Below are 18574 nucleotides of genomic sequence, written 5' to 3' on the forward strand. Positions count from 1 at the left end.
TGCGACCGAGTCGCAAGGCACCAAACACCGAGTAAGCAAATGAAACCAGTAGAGATAGAATTCCTGATGCGCGACAACCTGACCGCCGGTCTCGACAAAAGCAAGATGAGTGTCGAGCAGCTGCTGGGTGCCGCCCGTCGTGCTTCCCTCATCATCAACACCAAGATCGAGGAGCAGCGGAAGGTCATCGACGGCGTGAACTCCGACCTGGACAGGATGCAGCGGAAACTGCAGACGATGAAACCCGGTGCCGGTCAGCAGGAATTGCTGGCGGAGATAAGTGCCTGCAAGAAAGTCCTCGCAGAGGAAACGGGCGCGCTGCAGCAACTGGAGAAGGAACACCAGCAGGCCAAACAAGGAGTGGCCCAACTGGAGCAGGAATACCGCAAGATAAGCATTTCAGAAGAACAGGCAGCAGCGGCGAATAAGAGCCTTACCGACAAGATACGGGAGCAGAAAGCCGTTGTCAAGCAGGTGGAGGCCGACGTGCGTGCCTTGCAGAAGGCCTACGAGCAGGCCGCACCCGGTAACGCGCAAGGTGCGGCGCTTGCGGAACTGAACGCCGCCAAGAAAGCCCTGCAGGAGGACAAGAACATCCTCGCCTCGCTGACCGAGGAGCAGGAGCGCAACAGGGAGAGCAACAAACGCCTGTCGCGCCAGTTGCGCGAACTGCAGAACGACATGGCACGCATGCGCCTGAACGGCGAGCAGAACACCGAGGAGTACCGGCAAATGGCACAGAAGGCCGCGCAACTGTCCGACACCCTCGGCGATTTGCGTGCCCAGACCAATATCCTCGCCAATGACGATGCGAACCTGCAGGGCTTCATATCGGGTGTAAACGGCCTGTCCGGAGCGTTCACCACGGCTACCGGCGTAATGTCCCTGTTCGCCTCAGAGAATGAGAACCTGATGAAGGTGCAGGCGCGTGTGCAGAGTGTCATGGCCATCACGATGGGACTGCAGCAGGTGTTCAATGCCCTGAACAAGGACAGCGCCTTCCGTCTGGTTACGGTAACGAAAGTAAAGAACCTGCTGACGGCAGCCAACTACCGCCTCGCCACCTCGCTGGGTATCTCCAATGCGGCGGCTACGGCACTCATGGCCACGCTGACGCTCGGCCTGTCCGTTGTCATTACCGGCCTTATCGTGGCGTGGAACAAGCTGTCCGACGCACAGGAAGAGGCTGCACGGAAAGCCCAGGAGCGTGTCGAGATAGAATCACAGGGGCGTGCGGAGATGATCAAGACCCGCTTCGAGATAGACACCACCCGTGAGAGCCTGAAGAACTTCACCGGCTCTAAGGAAGAGGAAAAGAAGAAGTGCGAGGAGATGAACCGCAAGTACGGCGAGGCTTTTGGCTATTACGACACCGTGGCCCAGTGGTACGACGTGCTGACACAGAAAGCCGAGCAGTATATCCAGATGCTGTTCCTTCAGGCAAAGGCACAGGCACTTGTGAACAAGGCCGTGGAAGCGGACGAAAAAGTAAACAAGCACAAGGCCACCAAACCAGGCAATGCCGACAGCGATATGGGGTTCTTCGCCCGTATGGGTCATTATATGATGACTGCTGAATCCCACGGTGCCTACGATGGCTATGCCGCCATTGAGAGGTACAACAAGGAAGCCTACGATAAGAGGACTAAAGAACTGGAAGCTGAACGCGACGGCTTCCTCAAACAGGCAGCCGACCTGGAAAAACAGGCTGCTTCCATCGGTAAGAGCAACAATATCGGTGGACATTCCGCCCCCGACAAACCCAAAAAGACAAAAGAAAAGAAGCCTAAGGACGCCAAACGGGAAGAAGAACGCCTTGCCTCTGAACTGCTCGCCCTCCAGCAGAAGAACCGTCAGGAGGAGATAGACCTGCTGAAGGAGGGCTCGGAGAAGAAGCGCCGACAAATCAGGGAGAACTACCAAAAAGAGATGGAAGAACTCGCCACCCAGGAGAAGAAATGGCGCGATGCCCAGAAAGGACACCTTACCCAGGAGCAGAGCGATGCGCTGGTGAAAGGCCGCACTCTCGCCGCACAGAAACAGAAAGACGGCGAAGCTGAAATCGCCAAGGAAGAGGCTAAGAAACGCCTGGAGCAGCAAAGGGACGAGGTACAGGCCATGAGCGACTATCTGAAGGCCTACGGCTCGTTCCAGCAGCAGAAACTGGCCATTGCCAAGGAGACGGCACAGCAGATAGCGGAGGTGGACGCAAGCGAGGTAAGCGAGGCGACGAAGAAGTGGCAGAAGGCAAAGATACTGAAGGAGCAGCAGGAGCGTGAGGCAAGCCTGCGGTTCGAGGAGATCAGCCGGGGCATAGACTGGAACGCCCTCTTCAGCGGCGTGGGCAACCTGACGAAGGAGATGATGGAGCCGATGATGGAGCAGCTCCGCGCATACGTGGAAACGGAGGATTACCGGAAGGCCGACGCCGAGACACAGCAGAAGGTGTCTGACCTGATACAGGAGATGCGGAAGTATGTGGGCACGGACCAGAGCGCGACCTGGCAGAAACTGGACGAAGCCATTAAGCAATTCACGGACAGCGTGGCTGCCTACGACCGCGCTGTAAAGGCTGAAGAGGCTGCCGTGAAGGCACGGGACGAGGGCAAGAAGCGCCTGGCTTCCGGGGACATCACGGAAGAGGAGTACAAGGCACTTGAGCAGAAGGCAGAGGAACTTGGCGCAGCCACAGCACAGGCCCGCGAGAACATGGAGGACTTCGGCACGGCGCTGAACCGCACCTCCGACGAGGTGGCGAACTTCACGAGCGGCCTGACTACGGCGCTCAGTAATGCCAAGGGCTGGCAGGGCGTGGAGGGCTTCGGCGGCCTGCAGCAGAGCGTGGGGCAGATAGACCAGTTGAAGGGCACACTTGACTCCATACTGCCCCAGATGGGCGAAGGGATGGCGAAGACAATAGGCACGACGCTGTCGGGAACGATGGGCAGTGCTCTGGGCAGCATCGGGGGCGGGCTACAGAGCGTGCTGTCGAGCGGTATGGGCAGCGTGATAGGCATCGTGGCTCAGATACCGAAACTGATACTGGATCTTGCGAACGGTATCAAGAGTTTCGTTACGGGCGTGCTGGACTCCATCACGGAACTTATCTCGCTCAGGTGGATTGATGACCTGGTGGTGAGCATACTGGACGCCGTCGGCAACCTTATAGACGCCATCTTCGACCTTCCGGAGAACCTCTTCAAGGTGCTGGAGGGCATCGTGGTGAACGGCGTGGGCGGCCTGCTGGACACAGTGCTGGGGCGCGTGGGCAACATCCTCTCCTTCGGCGCGCTGAGCAGCAAGGGGCCGAGCGACTGGTTCACGAACAGCAACGAGAGGGAGGTGGCTGCCGCCATCGACCGACTGAGCAAGCGGAACGAACTGCTGGAGCAGGCCATTGAGGACCTGACGGACGAGATGAAGTCGGCACGGGGCGCGACGGCGATACGCATATCGAGCGACGCGGAGAAGCTGCAGCGCGAGACGAACGAGAACTACAAGGGCATAGCGCAGGCGCAGGCCCGCTACCACTCGTCGCACCACAGTTTCAATTATTATTGGGGTGGTTACAGCGACGAGCAGATAGCGCGGCTGAGCCGCCAGATGGGCAGGCAGTGGACCGGCGACCTGTGGGACCTGAGCCCCGAGGAGATGAAGATGCTGCGCTCCAATGTCGATATGTGGAAGCAGATCGAGGACACCGGCAAGGGCGGCTACGGCGGCCGTGTGGCGGAGAAACTGAATGCCTACATCGAGCAGGCGGGCAAGCTGGAGGAGATAACGGCCACGCTCTATGAGAACCTGACCACGACAACGAAGGCGAACGTGTTCGATGACTTCCTGGGCTCGCTCTACGACCTTGCGGACGGCTCGGAGGAGGTGTTTGATGAGATAGCCGAGAACTGGCAGGCGATGGTGAACAAGATGGCGGTGAACAACCTCGTGGGTGCGAAGTTCCAGAAGAACCTGGAAGACTGGTACGAGAACTTGGCAAAACTGAACCAGGCGCGCACGAACGGAGAACTGACGGACGCGGAGTACCGGAAACGGCTGGACGATTTGAAGGCCGAATACGAGGGCTATGTGAACAGCGCAAGAAACGACATCGACCAGCTGCGCCAGGAGGGTATCATCAAGGAGACCGACAAGGCCGGCGGTACGACACAGAGCGGCAAGGCAGGTGCCTTCATGGCGATGAGCCAGGACCAAGGCACGAAACTGGAGGGGCTCTTTGTTTCAGGACAGATGCACTGGGCAAGCATCGATGACCGTGTGGAGGACGTGGTCGGGAAGATGGATGCGGCGCAGCAGCACCTGAAGAAGATAGAGGACAACACGGGAAGCAGCGCGGCGTCGCTGAGCGCCATCAAGGATGAGATTAGGAAAATAGTACGCGACGGCATAAAAGTGAAGTGATATGGACAAGATATTAGGCGGACTGGTGCTGATCAACGGCACGGACATCTGGAAGGAGTACGGCGTGTTCCTGACGGAGGAGAAGAAGGGCGGCAGGGAGAACCTGAACGCCATCCTCACGCCGAGCAAGGCCAAGGAGCATGTGGGCGTGGACATACGGGAGCATGACGGCAGGAAATACTCCCGGGCGCTGGTACCCGCCAACGCGGAGCGCGACATCACGCTGCACTTCGCCCAGTATGCGAGGTCGCGGGAGCAGTGGCTGGCCAACTACATGGCCTTTATCCGCTTCCTGAAGACGGGCAAGGACGGCTGGCTGACGATGACCTTCACGGAACTGGGGCTGACGCTGAAGGTCTTTTACCTGGACTGCAGCGCATACCGGTCGCTGACCTACCTGTGGACGGAGGGTGTGCAGGCCAGCCGCTACAAGGTAAGGTTCCGCGAGCCAGAACCGATTATATAAACGCTGTTTTATCACCATTCAAACACCATTCAAATACAAGTAAAAAATGCTTCTGACACTATATGACAGTTACGGCAACGTGAAGGCACGGATAGCGCCTGACGAGAGCAGCACGCAGGACAAGGAGATACAGGGGGACAACCTCCTGAAACTCTCGTTCACGCTGTACGAGTTCGTGCCCATCGACGTGAACGACTACATGGACTATGGCGGCGAGCGGTATTGGGCGGTGGCGAAATATGCCCCTGCCCAGAAGAGCACCGTAGAATGGGAATACAGTCTCCAGCTGTACGGCATAGAAAGCCTGATCAAGCGTTTCCTCGTGCTGAACAACACGGACGGCGGGAACGAGGCGGTGTTCACGCTGACAGCGCGCCCGGTGGACCATGTGCGGCTGATTGTGCGGAACATCAACGACGGCATGGACGGCACGACGAACTTCAAGGCGGGTGCCGTGGAGGGTACGGAGAACGTGGTGATAGACTACACCGGCAAGTACTGCCACGAGGCACTAAAGGAACTGGCGGAGGCCGTGGGCACGGAATGGTGGTTTGACGGCGAGACGCTGAACCTGTGCCGCTGCGAACACGGCGAGGAGGTGGCGCTGGGCTACGACAAGGGGCTGACCTCGCTGGACCGCGACACGGCCGACGGGGCGAAGTTCTACACGCGGCTGTTCCCGATAGGCAGCACGAGGAACATCGACCCTGAGAAATACGGGCACAGCCGGCTGATGCTTCCTGACGGCGCGCGGTATGTGGACGTGAACGTGGAGAAGTACGGCATCATCCACCACTACGAGCAGAGTGCCTTTGCCGGCATCTACCCGCGGCGCGTGGGCGTGGTGGGCAGCGTGCGCCACGAAGAGGTAAAGGACAAGGACGGCAAGCCCTTCACGATATACTACTTCCGGGACAACGACCTGCCCTTCGACCCGAACGACTACGAGATAGGCGGGCTGGTAAAGCGCGTGTCGTTCCAGGAGGGCAGCGAGCTTGCCGGGCTGGGTACGGACAATGACCATTACTTTGAGGTCAATTTCAACAGCGACACGAAGGAGTTTGAGATCATCACGATATGGCCCTACGATGACGACACGCAGCTGCCGGGCGGCACGCTGGTGCCGAAGGCGGGCGACAAATACATCCTGTGGAACATCCGCATGCCGGACGAGTACTACGGGCTGGCGGAGAAGGAACTGCGCAGCGCGGTGGACGAGTACAACCGCAGGCACGCCTTAGACGTGAGCCGCTACAAGGCTCCGACGGACCATGTGTGGATGGAGGACACGGGGACGGAACTGTTTATAGGCCGGCGCATACGATTAGAGAGCAAGGAATACTTCCCCGAGACGGGCTACCGGCAGAGCCGTATCACACGGATAAGCCGGAAGGTGAACCTGCCGGGGCAGATGGACCTCGAAATCAGCGATGCCCTCTCGACGGGGGCGATGGCGAAGATTGACGATGCCATCACCGACGTGAGGAATTATACGGGGACGATGGTCGGCTCCATCAACGTGCCGGATATTATCCGCAGCTGGGACACGACGAAGCCGGCGGACACGAACCTGTACAGTGCCAGAAGGACGCACAAGGAGTTCCTGAGCAAGAACAGCGAGGATGTTGCGCAGAAGCTGATAACTTTCCTTGAAGGCATCGCTGTCGGCAAGGACGGCAGGTATTACCTGAACGGCGACGGTGTGGCGCAGCTGGCAAAGCTCATGCTGGGTACATTCGTGAAAGGCTCGACAGGTGCGGGCATCTACGCTGATGCCCAGGGCAACTGGCATATCGAGGGCGACTACATCGACGTGCGCAAGAAGATAACCGCCGAGGAGGTGGAGATTATGAAGACCTCGCATATCAAAGGTAAAATCATCAACTCTCCCGGCAGCTTCACCATCTCCAAGGTGGAGAGGACGGACGGTGGGTGGCGGTGCTACTTCACGCAGAAGGACGGTGATGGACGCATGGTCAGCAACACGATGGCCGTGGATGACCTTGCCTACTGCGAGACTTTCAACCTCGTGAACAAGGAGGGGAAGCTGAGTAACCACTACTGGCACCGCCGCGTGTCCGGGCTGGGCACCGACTACGTGGACATCTGTGACAACACCGATGCTGACGACTATGCCTCGGGCAGCGATGAGCCACAGGTGGGCGACGAGGTGTCAACCCTTGGCAACAGGGCCAATCCCGACCGCCAGCACGCCATCATCCAGTCGGCAGCGGGTACGGGAAGTCCTTACTACCAGATGTACGTGGGCATTGACTCCTTCTCCCTTCCCAAGCCCAAGATACAGATGAGCCCTACCGAGGGCTCATGGTGGATGGTAACTGATGATAACGGCAACGAGCTGACCATGGAAGAGTACCTTTCATCATTGAAATCACAGATAAAGGCCGTACAGGAGCAGAACGACAAGCAAATCGTAATCTGGTTTGGCGATGCCGTCCCGACATTGGATACCGCACCCTCAGCCGACTGGCAGGACGAGTTTACCCGAAAGGATCACCTGCACGATATCTATTACAACAAGAGCTATGCCAAGACAGGCGGCGGACGTGCCTACTCCTTCGAGCAGACAGCCGACGGAAACGGTTACGAATGGCGAGAGATAACCGATGGCGATGTGCTGAAATCGCTGGAAGCCGCCAACCGCGCCCAGGACACCGCTGACGGTAAGCGCAGGGTGTTCGTGGCCCAGCCGACACGCGAGCAGGAATATGACATCGGAGACCTGTGGGTCAATGCCACCTACAAGGACGACACGGTGGACTACAGCAACGATGCGCTGCGCGCCATAGTGACCAAGAAAAAAGGCAGGGACTTCAGCATTGCCGACTGGAAGCCCGTGCAGCAATACACAACGAAGCCTCTCTCCGTGATGGAGCAGCTGGCTGACAAGACGGTGCAAGCCATCGCCGGTAACGAGGAGACGCTGGAGCGGCTGCTGAACGCTGTAGCCTCCGGACAGGAAGGCTCGCTGCTGACCATGCAGGGGCGATACAATACTGTCATCTCCTCCCTGACGGGCACCACTGACCTGCTGCACAGTGCGATATGGGACGACGAGGGTAACCTGACCGGATATAAGAATGTAGGGCTGTTACGCTCCGTAGCAGAAGAGGATGGCTCGCTGACGCTCTTCTCTGACTGGTATGACGCAGAGGGTGAGAGAAAAAAGTCAGCCGGAATAAAACTGACGGCAAGCCAGGACGGCAGCTCGCTGCTCTTCGACGCGGACCACATCAACTTCCTTGGCAAGACGGTCATCAACGACAAATTCACGGTGGATACGGACGGAAACGTTACCATGGACGGCTTTACGGCCACCAATGCCAACATCACGGGTACAATCAATGCCCATGAAGGGAAGATCGCCGGATTCAGGATTTCCGACAACGGGCTGACCAATACCCCATTTCAGAACGATGCCTATATCATATTTCGAAATGATTACCATAAGTGCTTTGCCGGTATCGGTGGCAATGTGCTTCCGGCGACAACCGGCGCACGTGCCGTTGCCAGATTCGAGAACGAGGACGAGGCAGACCAATGGGGACTCGGCTACAATGTGGCCATGGTCGTATCGGCAAAGGGTGCCCATGTCGGCGATGAATATACTGGTAACTGCGCAATAGACATACTTGGTGGCTATGTCGCCGGTTTCGGCATCAAGCCCAAGGTGATAGGTCTGACAACGACCACATCAGACGCAAACCTGGGCAAGTTGTCTGTGACACTTCAAAAAAGCGTAGGAGCCGTATGGGCAAGTACACAGTATTACTATGAGCATACGGTAAACGGACAGACCGTTAAAGACACTAAGACACGAGACGTGGAAATTACTCTACCCAGCATGACAGAGGCTGATGAGGGCAAGATGATATGGATAAAGCGAGGCAGTAACGACAAAGGCTATCTCCTTGTAAAATCAAATACATATAGCTACAAAGAATATAATGGCAGCAGATGGGTAGAAAAGTCCGCAAAATCATACTTTTTGATTAATAATGACGAAGAGGTCGAATCCTTATTACTCAATAGCGAGGGCGATGCGATGTGCTTCGTTTTCTTCCCCACGCTGTCAGTAACAATGAACAATTATACATACTATGGATGCTGGATACAATGGAAGGCACCGAGAAATTGGTAAAACTATGAAGATTATAGAAAACAACATTCTCCCTCCAAAAGGGTACAAAGCGATAACACTACTGAACTGCATCTTTGTCCGCAGGGGTGTGAAGTTGGCTGATACTAACCTCAGACATGAGGCTATACACTGGGAACAGGAAAAAGAGCTGCTGATAGTGGGCTTTTATCTGCTTTATATAGCAGAGTTCCTGCTTGCACTGCTTTGCTTGCGCAACTGGCACAAGGCTTACAGAAGCATCACTTTTGAACGTGAGGCTTACGACTATCAGGACGCATGGTTCTATCTTGAAGCAAGAAAGCATTACACTTGGACCAGATACATCAGACATAAATCAATATAAGTAATATGAGAACTATCAATTTTAAGGAAGTGGAGATCAAGGGCATTGACGGCACGCCCAAGACGGTGGACATCGCAAGAGACATGGCCAACGTGCTGTACTACCAGACGAACAGTATCGCCGCGGTGAGCGTGGCACTGGACATCTACAAGACAGGCTGCGCCGAGCTGGACGCGGAGACGGCTGTCGCGGTGAAAGCGGTGGTGAAGCAGAACTTCACCGCAATTGTTCAGCTGGCATTAAACCCCATACTGGAGGACATCATCAATGGCAGAGCTGACGCACATACGGTTCAGAATCTGTGAGAGCGAGCTGGACGCCGGTGGTCGCTATCGGCTGGCCAAGGTGCGCATGGTGGAGGACACCACGCGTGAAGAGCTGGGCGAGCAGTATCCCAAGTATCTGCACGACCTTATCATGCACGCCCTGACGCTCACCGGAGGCGTGAAGGTGGAAGCTGGCAACCATTTTACTTATACATTCCCGTTCAAACTCGCATAGAATATGGCAAAGGATATAGACAGACTCTACATAGAGACAAAGGCCACCGGCGGACGGCTCACCGCCGAAGAGTTCAACAAAATACCCGATAAGGTGAATGAGCTCATTGACGCTCAGAACACCGAGGAGGAACGCGTCAAGAAGATCGTGGCGAAGAACCCGCCCACGCTGGGGCAGCTCTCCAACGTGAACACCGAAGCGGACAACCTACTCTCCGACACCTGCGTGCTGGTGTGGGGCGGCGACCAGTGGCTGCCCATGAAGCTTTCCGAGCTCGGCATCGGGCAAGGCGGAGGACAGCAGCAGACGATGCTCTACTACCTGCGCGCCGTGAACCAGTCGCCGTCCACCACACTCTCGGCTTCGAAGTCGGCGGGCGAGTGCCCCATAAGGTTCATGTTCATCTCACGCACCAAAGACGTGGGACAGACCGACTACTCGGACACGGGCGAATGGGGCACATATGAGATATTCGCCAAGGCGGGGGACGGAACCTTTGTGAGCAAGGCGCGCGGCCGCTGCCAGAGCAACACCGCGACCACGGTGGACGTGTTCAAACATCTTGAGTCGGGGCAGAACAGCATCATGGTCAAGATAACGGGCGAGGTGACGGGGCAGACTTCCCCTGCGCTGGTCTACTCCATCACGCTCTCGGCACTCTATCTCTCCATCTCGGAGTTCAACTGGTGGAAAGCCTACCAGGGCGACATCGTGCTGCCGTGCTATATTTCTGGCAACATCGCCAAGACGCTGCATGTCAGGGTCACCGGCGAGGGCTACCAAAAAGAGTATGAACGGCAGTTCGGAACGGCGACCTACACGTCAAGTCCGGTTGCCTATACCGTGCCGTTCACGAACAAGACAGGCGTGTTCCACCTGTCCGCATGGCTCTCCAACGAGGACGGCACGGTGCGGACAGATCCTGTGGGCTATGACTTCATGGCCGTGGCGAAAGATGAGGACGTGAAGCTCATCGTGGTGAACAACAGGGCGGAGAAGCTGCTGAACTGGTATGAAAACAAGGTGCTGGAGTACTCGGTCTATGACGGAAAGTCAGTCATGACACCGCTCGCTATCGCCATGAAGAAGGACGGCGAGGTGGTCTATGAAAGCGTGTCGGACAACACGCTGACGCAGACACGTCAGCAGTACAACCTCTCATTGGAGGTGGAGACACTCGACAACTCGGACTTCACGGCCCGCATCGGCTTCCGCACCCACCCCGACGACACGGCGAACCTGCGCGAGGCCATTGACTTCCCCGTGGACAATTCTCAGGGCTATTCGGCAACGGCGGGGGCTGTGTTCTACTTCAACGCCAAGAACCGCGCCAACAGCGACAACGACCATGCCGTGCTGAAGAACCTCATCACGGGAGAAGCGGTTGCTACCGAGTGGCGGGGCGTGACGTGGAGCCGTGACGGCTGGGTGGCAGACGAACAGGGGGTACGCACGCTGCGCCTGACAGCCGGCAGCAAGGCGGTGATAGACTACCGCCCCTTTGCCTATGAGACGGCGCAGACGGGCAAGACCATAGAGACAGACTATCAGGTGAACAACTCCTCCGACTTCGACAGCGACTGCATCACGATAGACATGCCGTACCAGGACGGTTATATCGGACTGAAAATAAAGGCGGCAAGCATCATGTTCGCCACACGCAGCGAGCATAATGCCGACGTGCAGGCCATTGATACGGACGACGGCGTGCGCATCCGTCTGGCACTGGTCATCAGCCCGAAGAAGTACACCTACGTATTCAGCGGCAACACCTACTATCTGAACCTCGTCTATCTGTACATCGACGGCGTGGAGGCGCGCAAGTTCGCCTACCTCCTCACAGACTCGATGCAAACCGTGGACGGGGGCAGGATTGTCGTAGGTTCCGATGATGCCGACATCGATCTCTACTCCGTGCGTGTCTACGACAGCGCGATGGATGCCGCCAACATACACCAGGACTATATCAACGCCCTGGCCACCGTGCCGGAGAAGAGCGCGGAGAAAGCTGACAACGACATCTACGACACGCTGGGCACCGTGGTGGACTTCGAGAAAGTGAAGGGCAAGGTGAACGTCTTTACCTTTGACAAGCCGTTGCCGTCATACGAGTACGGCAAAAGCTACAAGCCCAAGGGAACGCTGGAGATATATCCCAGGGAGGGCAGCACCACGCTCAACCGTCTGACCATTACCAATATCCAGCTGGCCGGGCAGGGAACCTCGTCCATGCTCTATTATATCTGGAACTGGAAGGCAAGCGGCAAGGACGACACGGGCATCGTCTACGAGGACGGCAGCACGGCAACGAAGAAGTTTGAGCTGTACAGGCACCTGCCGAAGGTATCGAAGATAACGGCAAAGAAGAACATCGCCTCGTCGATGCAGTATCACAAGCTGGGAAGCGTGAACGCCTACACCGACCTCTGGAAAGCCGTGGGGCTGACCAACGAAGGCATAGAGCAGGACAGCAAGGCGCGCGTCTCCATCTATCAGGAGACCTTCGTGGGCTTTGAGAAGGTGACGGCCGAGGACGGCTCTGTCAGCTACAGATTCCTCGGGCTCTACACCATCGGCCCGGACAAGGGCGACAGCAGGACGTTCGGCTATGATACCGACCGGTTCCCCGACCTGTTGGCATTGGAAGGCTCGGACAACTCGCCGCGCATCACGCTCTTTCAGGTGCCGTGGGACAAACGGCGCATACGCTACAACACCGAAGAGGAAGCATATCAGTACCAGGTAAGCGAGCTGTCATGGGAGAACTGCCTGGACCTCGGATATGCCGACCTGCCGGAGGATGACGGCTCAACGACCGTGGACGAGACACGGCAAAGGGCGGAGCAGCTCATTGAGAGCTATGTGCCCGCCTACAACATCGTCTACCAGTGCAGCACCTTCATCGCACCCTTCGACGGTACGCTCGATGAGCTGAACGCAAATCCGAAAAGCACGAATATCGAGTATTGGATCGCGACGGAGGGCGACCCCAACCGCTTCAATCTCTACTATTATGACACGCTCTACCGCAGGTTCTGCCCCTCCACGCTCGACAGCGGGGCTACGACGGTTAATCTGAAGAGGCAGCTGGTCGGAGACAGGTACGGACTGACAGACAGCATATTCAATGCCACGACCGACATGGATGCGCTCAATGAGCTGTTCAAGAAGGCTCGGATTCAGAAGCTGCGGGCAGAGCAGTCCCAATATTGGGACATCAATGATGCCCTGTACCATGCGTTGTTCTGCGAGACGGTGGCGGCCACCGACAACGCAGCGAAGAACACCTATCCTTATAATTTTAATTCATAATTCACAATTCATAGTATGGCAAGTTTATGGAAATGGAGGGCGGATGACCTCGACACGATATTCAAGGTAATCAACCAGGGCTTGATGAAGAAGCCCTATTGGGTGGAGTATCACGATGTGTATGACGACGGCACGCCCGTATGGAACGGCGAGAAGTCTGTGTTCTGGAACATGCTGGAGCAGGCTTATCCGGAGGAGTGGAGACAGATGATGCGCCGCATGATGTCGAAGATGGAGGAACTTGGCGGTCTTCAGAAAGGCACGCACCAGGAGAAGCTGATGGCTTTCTTCGACAAGTATTACTTCCAGGTCATCGGTGACTTCTCCTCCATGCTGTACAATGAGGACGGCAAGAACTACGAGCAGATGAAGCTCGCTATGCTGCAGGGACGTTATGCCAACGACACCGACCCGCTGGGTCAGAGTCTGGGCAACGCCTCGTCGCCGGAGCGGGCATGGGTGAAGAAGCGCATACAATATATGATGAGCAAGTACAGCTTCGGCGACTACGATGCCACTACTGCCGACGGGTCTATCACCGTGCGTACCTCTGCGCAGGCGGACGGCAGCTCCAATTCCATCGTGCTGCGCCTCACGCCGGCTCTGAAACTCTATCCGACCATCGGCTATGGCACCACGGCCATACGTGGCGCAAGGACGGACGCGGGCAAGCCCTGCGAGATAACCGTTGACATCAACGGCACCAGCGACCAGCAGCTCTCCATCAAGTCGGCGGACTGGCTCCTGGACATAGGCGACTGGAGCGGCTATGTCATCAACGGCGCGCTGTCTGTCATCGGCAAGCGGCTCAAACGGCTCAAGCTCGGCGACGCGGATGCCTCAAAGGTAAAAATTCTCATCTCATCGCTCACATTAGGCAACACGGTATCGCTCACGGAGATTGACGTACAGAACATCGCCACGCTCGGTGGCTCGCTTGACCTGCGGAATAACTACCGCCTGCGCTCGTTTCTTGGCAAGGGCACAAAGCTCACGGAGGCGCACTTTGCCGATGGCGGAGCGTTGGAGAAGGTGGAGTACCCTGAGACCGCAAGCTATATCGAGCTGAAGAACCTCGACAACCTGACGAATGACAACTGTGACATCAGAGACTGCAAGGGAAACGTAATGAGCTACTTTGTTGCAGGGTGCGACCAGTTGCAACCGATAAAGAAGCTCACGGAGATACTCGACGCGCAGCAGGGACAGCCAAACCACGCCCTGCGCTATGTGCGATGCGTGGGCTTTAACGAGACCTTCAGCGACGGCACGATGTTTGACAAACTGGTAAGGCTTGTGGACGGCACTTACCAGGGAATAGATGCCGAGGGACAGTACGGCAACGACCAGTACCCTGTGCTCGACGGCACCATCAACCTCACCACCGGTGCCTATCGTGACTCATACGATGCACTGATGGTACACTACCCAAAGCTGAAGCTCAACATCGCAAAATGGTGGATTCGCTTTGAGGATCCGGAGGTGAAGCGTATTTGCGTGGAAAACTGGGATAAGGACGGTGACGGCGAGCTTTCCACGGAAGAAGCTGCAACGGTTAGTTCCATCGGGACTAATTACTGGAACAATATAAAGGCCCCATCAGAACCCACATGGTTATTTTACTTTAAAAATGTCCGAATAATGCCATCTTCTTGGAACAAAAATCTAATGCCATTGTATCTTGGCCCAGGTGTCAGCAGATTCTCTGGAGACTATGCCTTTCGATTTCAAGATTCTATTGACCATTTAGTTCTTCCAGCAGTATACAAAGGCGGGTGGAGAGACTTCGAATATACTCCTAATACACGGTATTTAGTTATACTCAATCCTACGCCTTGGAATCTGTATGGCCTTGGAAACTGTATGGAGGGTCCTTCATGCATATTCGTGAAGGACGAGTCGTACGATTTATACATCACTGAAGAAACTTGGAAGAATAAAAAAGACCGGATACATAAGTTATCGGAATTTTCAAAATTATTTCCAAGAGATGACATCTCCAAAGAAATAGCATTTTCTACAGGGTTACTATCTTTCTAATGTGCATATCTGATGAAATAATGCCGTGCATCAGGTAGTAATAGGATATATCCTCTATCGTGACGAACAGACAATTATTACAACGGTTCGTACATCCTTTCTGGCTCATGAGGGAAGTCTTTTGCAAACTGAGAAAAAGGATATATTTTATCACTTATATTCTTCCAAACAGGAGCTGTCTTGTAACTCTCAACCACGGAGTCAGGTATATAGTATCTCTTTGCAACAAAAGCGGCACGGTTCATTATTGGTGGAAGTAAAGACCCTATAATGCAATATTCAGGTGCTCCAAGCTCAAAAATATCATATAAGGTCTTGAGATTATTGCCGAACCGAACACCTCTGGTATGAGCGTTAATAAACGAATAAAACATTCGTGCATTCACGACAGCAGGGAAATACATATATGTAATATTCGTATGCTGAAAACACCCATCTTTATTTAATTCTTTAATGTTGTCAAAATTTGCTTCTGTTAATTTGCTACATCCTGCAAAATCAGGAATGTCGGTTATTAATGGAAAATATTTTAGCTCATTACATTTTGCTATATCGGTTCCTTTGAATATAGTCCCGATGGGATTAAAATGAGAAAAATTGTTAGGCACACGGATTACTGTCCAGTATATTTGGAAACCAGCTTAACACATTCCTCATAATATTCAGGATAATCGGTGGCAAGTCTGCTGAACCTCCTGAGCCGGTCACCTCCATAATTGAGATACAGATCGTTTATCCATCCTGTATTAGCGTACTCATCGTAGTTCCGATCCAGTACATACAGTTTTATAGTTTTCTGAGTTGTGAGCATATTCGTGTTTTCAAAGCGTGGTGGTTCAGAACTGGTAAATACAACAAAATTCAAAGCCTTATTGTTGTTAAAAGCGTGGAACTTTATTGTATTAACTCCAGTTGGAAATACGACAAATTCCAATGAAGAGCAATTATAAAATAAGCCCTGTGTTTCCATTTTTATATCGGGTAGTGTTACCCGGCGCAAGCCAGTACACCCCGAAAATGCGCCGACCATGCTATATATGTTGTTTGGCAGAGCGTCTGACAATTCTGGAAATGTCTGTATTTTTGTATTCCCGGCAAACACAGTCCCGATGGGATTAAAACTACATTCAAACACTATTTTAATCCCATCGGGACTGCATTCAAGGACTTGACACTTTCCTCCTTTTCCGAGCTGGCATATTTCAAGGGACTGACCAGGATAGACAACGACTGTTTTATGAGTGTCACAATAAATGGAAAAGTGATAGTCCCGGAAGGCGTAAAAACTTTGGGAAGGGCTGTTTTCATGTACGCACATGTCAATGTCATAGACCTTCCGTCAACATTAATGTACATCGAGGAACGGTGCTTCCAGGAGATTAGTTGTGCCAGCTTGGTCGTCAGAGCATCCAACCCTCCCGTACTGTACGGCTACCGCGAGTTTATGTTCGCATCCATAAAGGATGTTTACGTGCCGGACACCAGCATCGGATTGTACAAAAATGCACAGGATGCCGGTGGATACTGGAAGAACATGAACTACAAACCTCTTAGTGAATATACGCTTAAATGATGTGATAGTATTGCAGGTCTTTTGCTGTCTCATGAGGGTACATGGTCTGAAACTCACTGATTGAATAGATGTTCCAGCCTTCCCTGTTCCATACATTAGCACTCTATGTTCCTGACGAATCTATAGATCTGTATAAGAATGATACATACATGAATAAATTCATTTCAAAAAACATCCTTCCCATAAGTGAGTATCAAGGTTGATACTCACTCATCGGATGAATGATAGAACCTGATGTCAAAGCGTATCTCCCAGACGTAAATGCAGCTATGTACTCATCGACGCTTTCGTCTGGGACGTAGAACTTACATCCCGTAGGCGTACATCTGTCGTAATGGTATGTTGAAGAAGAAAAGCTCCAATTATATGAGGGTGGGGTGACAGAATGAAAGATGACGATTACACTGTGCTCAAAACCTAACGAGAACCGTGGCAAATATGTCACACTTTCCGGCACGTCTACAATCGCAAGGTTCTTTCCGCCGATTACGCTTCCGGCTGCCCCCAACGTGATTATATGATTGAAAAATCGCAAGTCGCGTAGCGATACGATGTTGTCATTATGTAACTTAGTCCCGATGGAACCCTTATCTGAAAGCCCTCCTTATCTCCTTGTTGATAGTTGTGTCCTTCACGGCGGAATATACCTGTGTGGTCTTGATGCTTTGGTGTCCAAGTATATGCTGGATAACAGAAAGGCTTACACCCTTGCTGAGCAGAATAGTAGCACACGTATGTCGGGCACAGTGAAATGTGATGTGCCGGTGTATGCCAAAGCGCTTGAGTACACGATGCAATATCAGGTTACAGCGTGCATTGCAAGGCAAATGAAACAACTTACCGGTTGTCGTCTTGCTTTCCTGAATAACTGACACTGCTTTCCCATTGAACATTTTGGAGATTGGAATCCTTACCTCGTGGTCAGTTTTCTGCATACGCATGACTACCCATTTGTTCCTGTATATGGTCTTAATGTGCTGCTTGGTGATTTGGAGGACATCAGAGAAGCGAAGCCCAGAATAAGCACTGAAAAGAAAGCCCTTGATAACCTTACTCTCCTCCTCGGTCATTTCTTTGTCAACGACCTTGTTCTCAATCCTATGCAGCTCACGCTCTGTCAGAGATTGCTTCTGTACGTTTTCCGTCTTGATATGATATTTCCGGAATGGGTACGAGGTCATCATTTCCTCATCAATGGCCAAATTGACAAATCGCCGAAATATCTTCATGAATTTGGCGATGGTGTTGATGGCATAGCCCTCACCTTTGAGGAAATTGTCGAAATCACATATATACTTGTAATCGATGTCAACAAAGGTCATGTCTGATTTGAATTTTCTCAAAACTGCTAATGTAGCCTTGTGATTGGCTATCGTTCCTGAAGTAAACGTTTCCTTGCCTATTTCACTATCCATCCAGTCCAGAAAAGAACTGCTGCCAGCACAAGATACCATAGTAGGGTTATCCACAAGCTGGTTTATATCACCTATTCTCTTGACTATGTATTGTCCGTCTATCTGTATCTGAATTAACGCATTGTGACCACGTAGCTGTATTGTAAGGTCTTGTAGAAGCTCTCTGATATTCATTTCGCGAATTTTGGAATGCAACCTGCCCAAAATTTCGTATCTTTGCATCTGTTAGCAGGCTGCAGGATAGAAAATATAAAAAGCCCCCGGCCTGTTAAAATAGTCGTCTCACTTACTATATAACACAAAACGCCACATGAGCGCAGCCGGGGGCAATATACCCTTCGACCGC

General features: G+C 53.6%; 12 protein-coding genes. 9 read left to right on the forward strand and 3 right to left on the reverse strand.

The window, feature by feature from the left end:
- The first annotated feature begins 39 nt into the window (after positions 1 to 39).
- From BMW31_RS05565 to BMW31_RS05600, 8 genes are read left to right on the forward strand one after another with little or no spacing between them, the layout of a single operon-like run.
- The gene (locus BMW31_RS05565; RefSeq protein WP_091822253.1) at positions 40 to 4416 is read left to right on the forward strand and encodes an SHOCT domain-containing protein; all 4377 of its coding nucleotides are present in this window, start codon (positions 40 to 42) and stop codon (positions 4414 to 4416) included.
- A gap of 1 nt (position 4417) precedes the next feature.
- On the forward strand, positions 4418 to 4882 hold the full coding sequence (locus BMW31_RS05570; RefSeq protein ID WP_091822258.1) for a hypothetical protein: 465 nt from the start codon (positions 4418 to 4420) through the stop codon (positions 4880 to 4882).
- Between the two features lie 46 nt (positions 4883 to 4928).
- Positions 4929 to 9044: a hypothetical protein gene (locus BMW31_RS13580; protein WP_255404836.1), complete on the forward strand. Its 4116-nt coding sequence runs from the start codon at positions 4929 to 4931 to the stop codon at positions 9042 to 9044.
- Positions 9045 to 9048: 4 nt separating this feature from the next.
- Entirely contained in the window at positions 9049 to 9387 is a 339-nt protein-coding gene (locus BMW31_RS05580) for a hypothetical protein (protein WP_091822261.1), read from the forward strand.
- A gap of 5 nt (positions 9388 to 9392) precedes the next feature.
- Positions 9393 to 9692 (forward strand): hypothetical protein, encoded by a 300-nt coding sequence (locus tag BMW31_RS05585; protein ID WP_091822265.1) that lies wholly within the window; start codon positions 9393 to 9395, stop codon positions 9690 to 9692.
- Positions 9655 to 9888, forward strand: a complete 234-nt coding sequence (locus BMW31_RS05590; RefSeq protein ID WP_091822269.1) for a hypothetical protein — start codon at positions 9655 to 9657, stop codon at positions 9886 to 9888. The genes BMW31_RS05585 and BMW31_RS05590 overlap by 38 nt, the downstream gene beginning before the upstream one ends.
- 3 nt (positions 9889 to 9891) lie before the next feature.
- Entirely contained in the window at positions 9892 to 13200 is a 3309-nt protein-coding gene (locus tag BMW31_RS05595; protein ID WP_255404837.1) for a hypothetical protein, read from the forward strand.
- 15 nt (positions 13201 to 13215) lie between these two features.
- Positions 13216 to 15240: a hypothetical protein gene (locus BMW31_RS05600; RefSeq protein ID WP_255404838.1), complete on the forward strand. Its 2025-nt coding sequence runs from the start codon at positions 13216 to 13218 to the stop codon at positions 15238 to 15240.
- 77 nt (positions 15241 to 15317) lie between these two features.
- Here BMW31_RS05600 and BMW31_RS13270 read toward each other — a convergent pair whose 3' ends face one another.
- Both BMW31_RS13270 and BMW31_RS05610 read right to left on the reverse strand, forming a co-directional pair.
- A complete protein-coding gene (locus BMW31_RS13270) occupies positions 15318 to 15848 on the reverse strand; it encodes a hypothetical protein (RefSeq protein ID WP_143049155.1) in 531 nt (176 codons plus the stop codon).
- Between the two features lie 5 nt (positions 15849 to 15853).
- Positions 15854 to 16270, reverse strand: coding sequence for a leucine-rich repeat protein (locus tag BMW31_RS05610; protein ID WP_143049156.1), 417 nt, complete (start codon positions 16268 to 16270; stop codon positions 15854 to 15856).
- 138 nt (positions 16271 to 16408) lie between these two features.
- Between BMW31_RS05610 and BMW31_RS05615 the strand changes: the two genes are divergently transcribed.
- Positions 16409 to 16813 (forward strand): leucine-rich repeat protein, encoded by a 405-nt coding sequence (locus tag BMW31_RS05615; RefSeq protein ID WP_177166277.1) that lies wholly within the window; start codon positions 16409 to 16411, stop codon positions 16811 to 16813.
- 587 nt (positions 16814 to 17400) lie between these two features.
- Here the strand turns inward: BMW31_RS05615 and BMW31_RS05620 are convergent.
- Positions 17401 to 18402 (reverse strand): tyrosine-type recombinase/integrase, encoded by a 1002-nt coding sequence (locus BMW31_RS05620; protein ID WP_091822505.1) that lies wholly within the window; start codon positions 18400 to 18402, stop codon positions 17401 to 17403.
- Positions 18403 to 18574 lie beyond the last annotated feature (172 nt).

The sequence above is a fragment of the Prevotella sp. kh1p2 genome, from assembly GCF_900111525.1.
Taxonomy (GTDB): Bacteria; Bacteroidota; Bacteroidia; order Bacteroidales; family Bacteroidaceae; genus Prevotella.

Bases quoted from the DNA above. Each gene is read 5' to 3' on its own strand.
- BMW31_RS05565 (WP_091822253.1), top strand. From the start codon at position 40: ATGAAACCAGTAGAGATAGAATTCCTGATGCGCGACAACCTGACCGCC.
- BMW31_RS05570 (WP_091822258.1), top strand. From the start codon at position 4,418: ATGGACAAGATATTAGGCGGACTGGTGCTGATCAACGGCACGGACATC.
- BMW31_RS13580 (WP_255404836.1), top strand. From the start codon at position 4,929: ATGCTTCTGACACTATATGACAGTTACGGCAACGTGAAGGCACGGATA.
- BMW31_RS05580 (WP_091822261.1), top strand. From the start codon at position 9,049: ATGAAGATTATAGAAAACAACATTCTCCCTCCAAAAGGGTACAAAGCG.
- BMW31_RS05585 (WP_091822265.1), top strand. From the start codon at position 9,393: ATGAGAACTATCAATTTTAAGGAAGTGGAGATCAAGGGCATTGACGGC.
- BMW31_RS05590 (WP_091822269.1), top strand. From the start codon at position 9,655: ATGGCAGAGCTGACGCACATACGGTTCAGAATCTGTGAGAGCGAGCTG.
- BMW31_RS05595 (WP_255404837.1), top strand. From the start codon at position 9,892: ATGGCAAAGGATATAGACAGACTCTACATAGAGACAAAGGCCACCGGC.
- BMW31_RS05600 (WP_255404838.1), top strand. From the start codon at position 13,216: ATGGCAAGTTTATGGAAATGGAGGGCGGATGACCTCGACACGATATTC.
- BMW31_RS05610 (WP_143049156.1), bottom strand. From the start codon at position 16,270: ATGGTCGGCGCATTTTCGGGGTGTACTGGCTTGCGCCGGGTAACACTA.
- BMW31_RS05620 (WP_091822505.1), bottom strand. From the start codon at position 18,402: ATGAATATCAGAGAGCTTCTACAAGACCTTACAATACAGCTACGTGGT.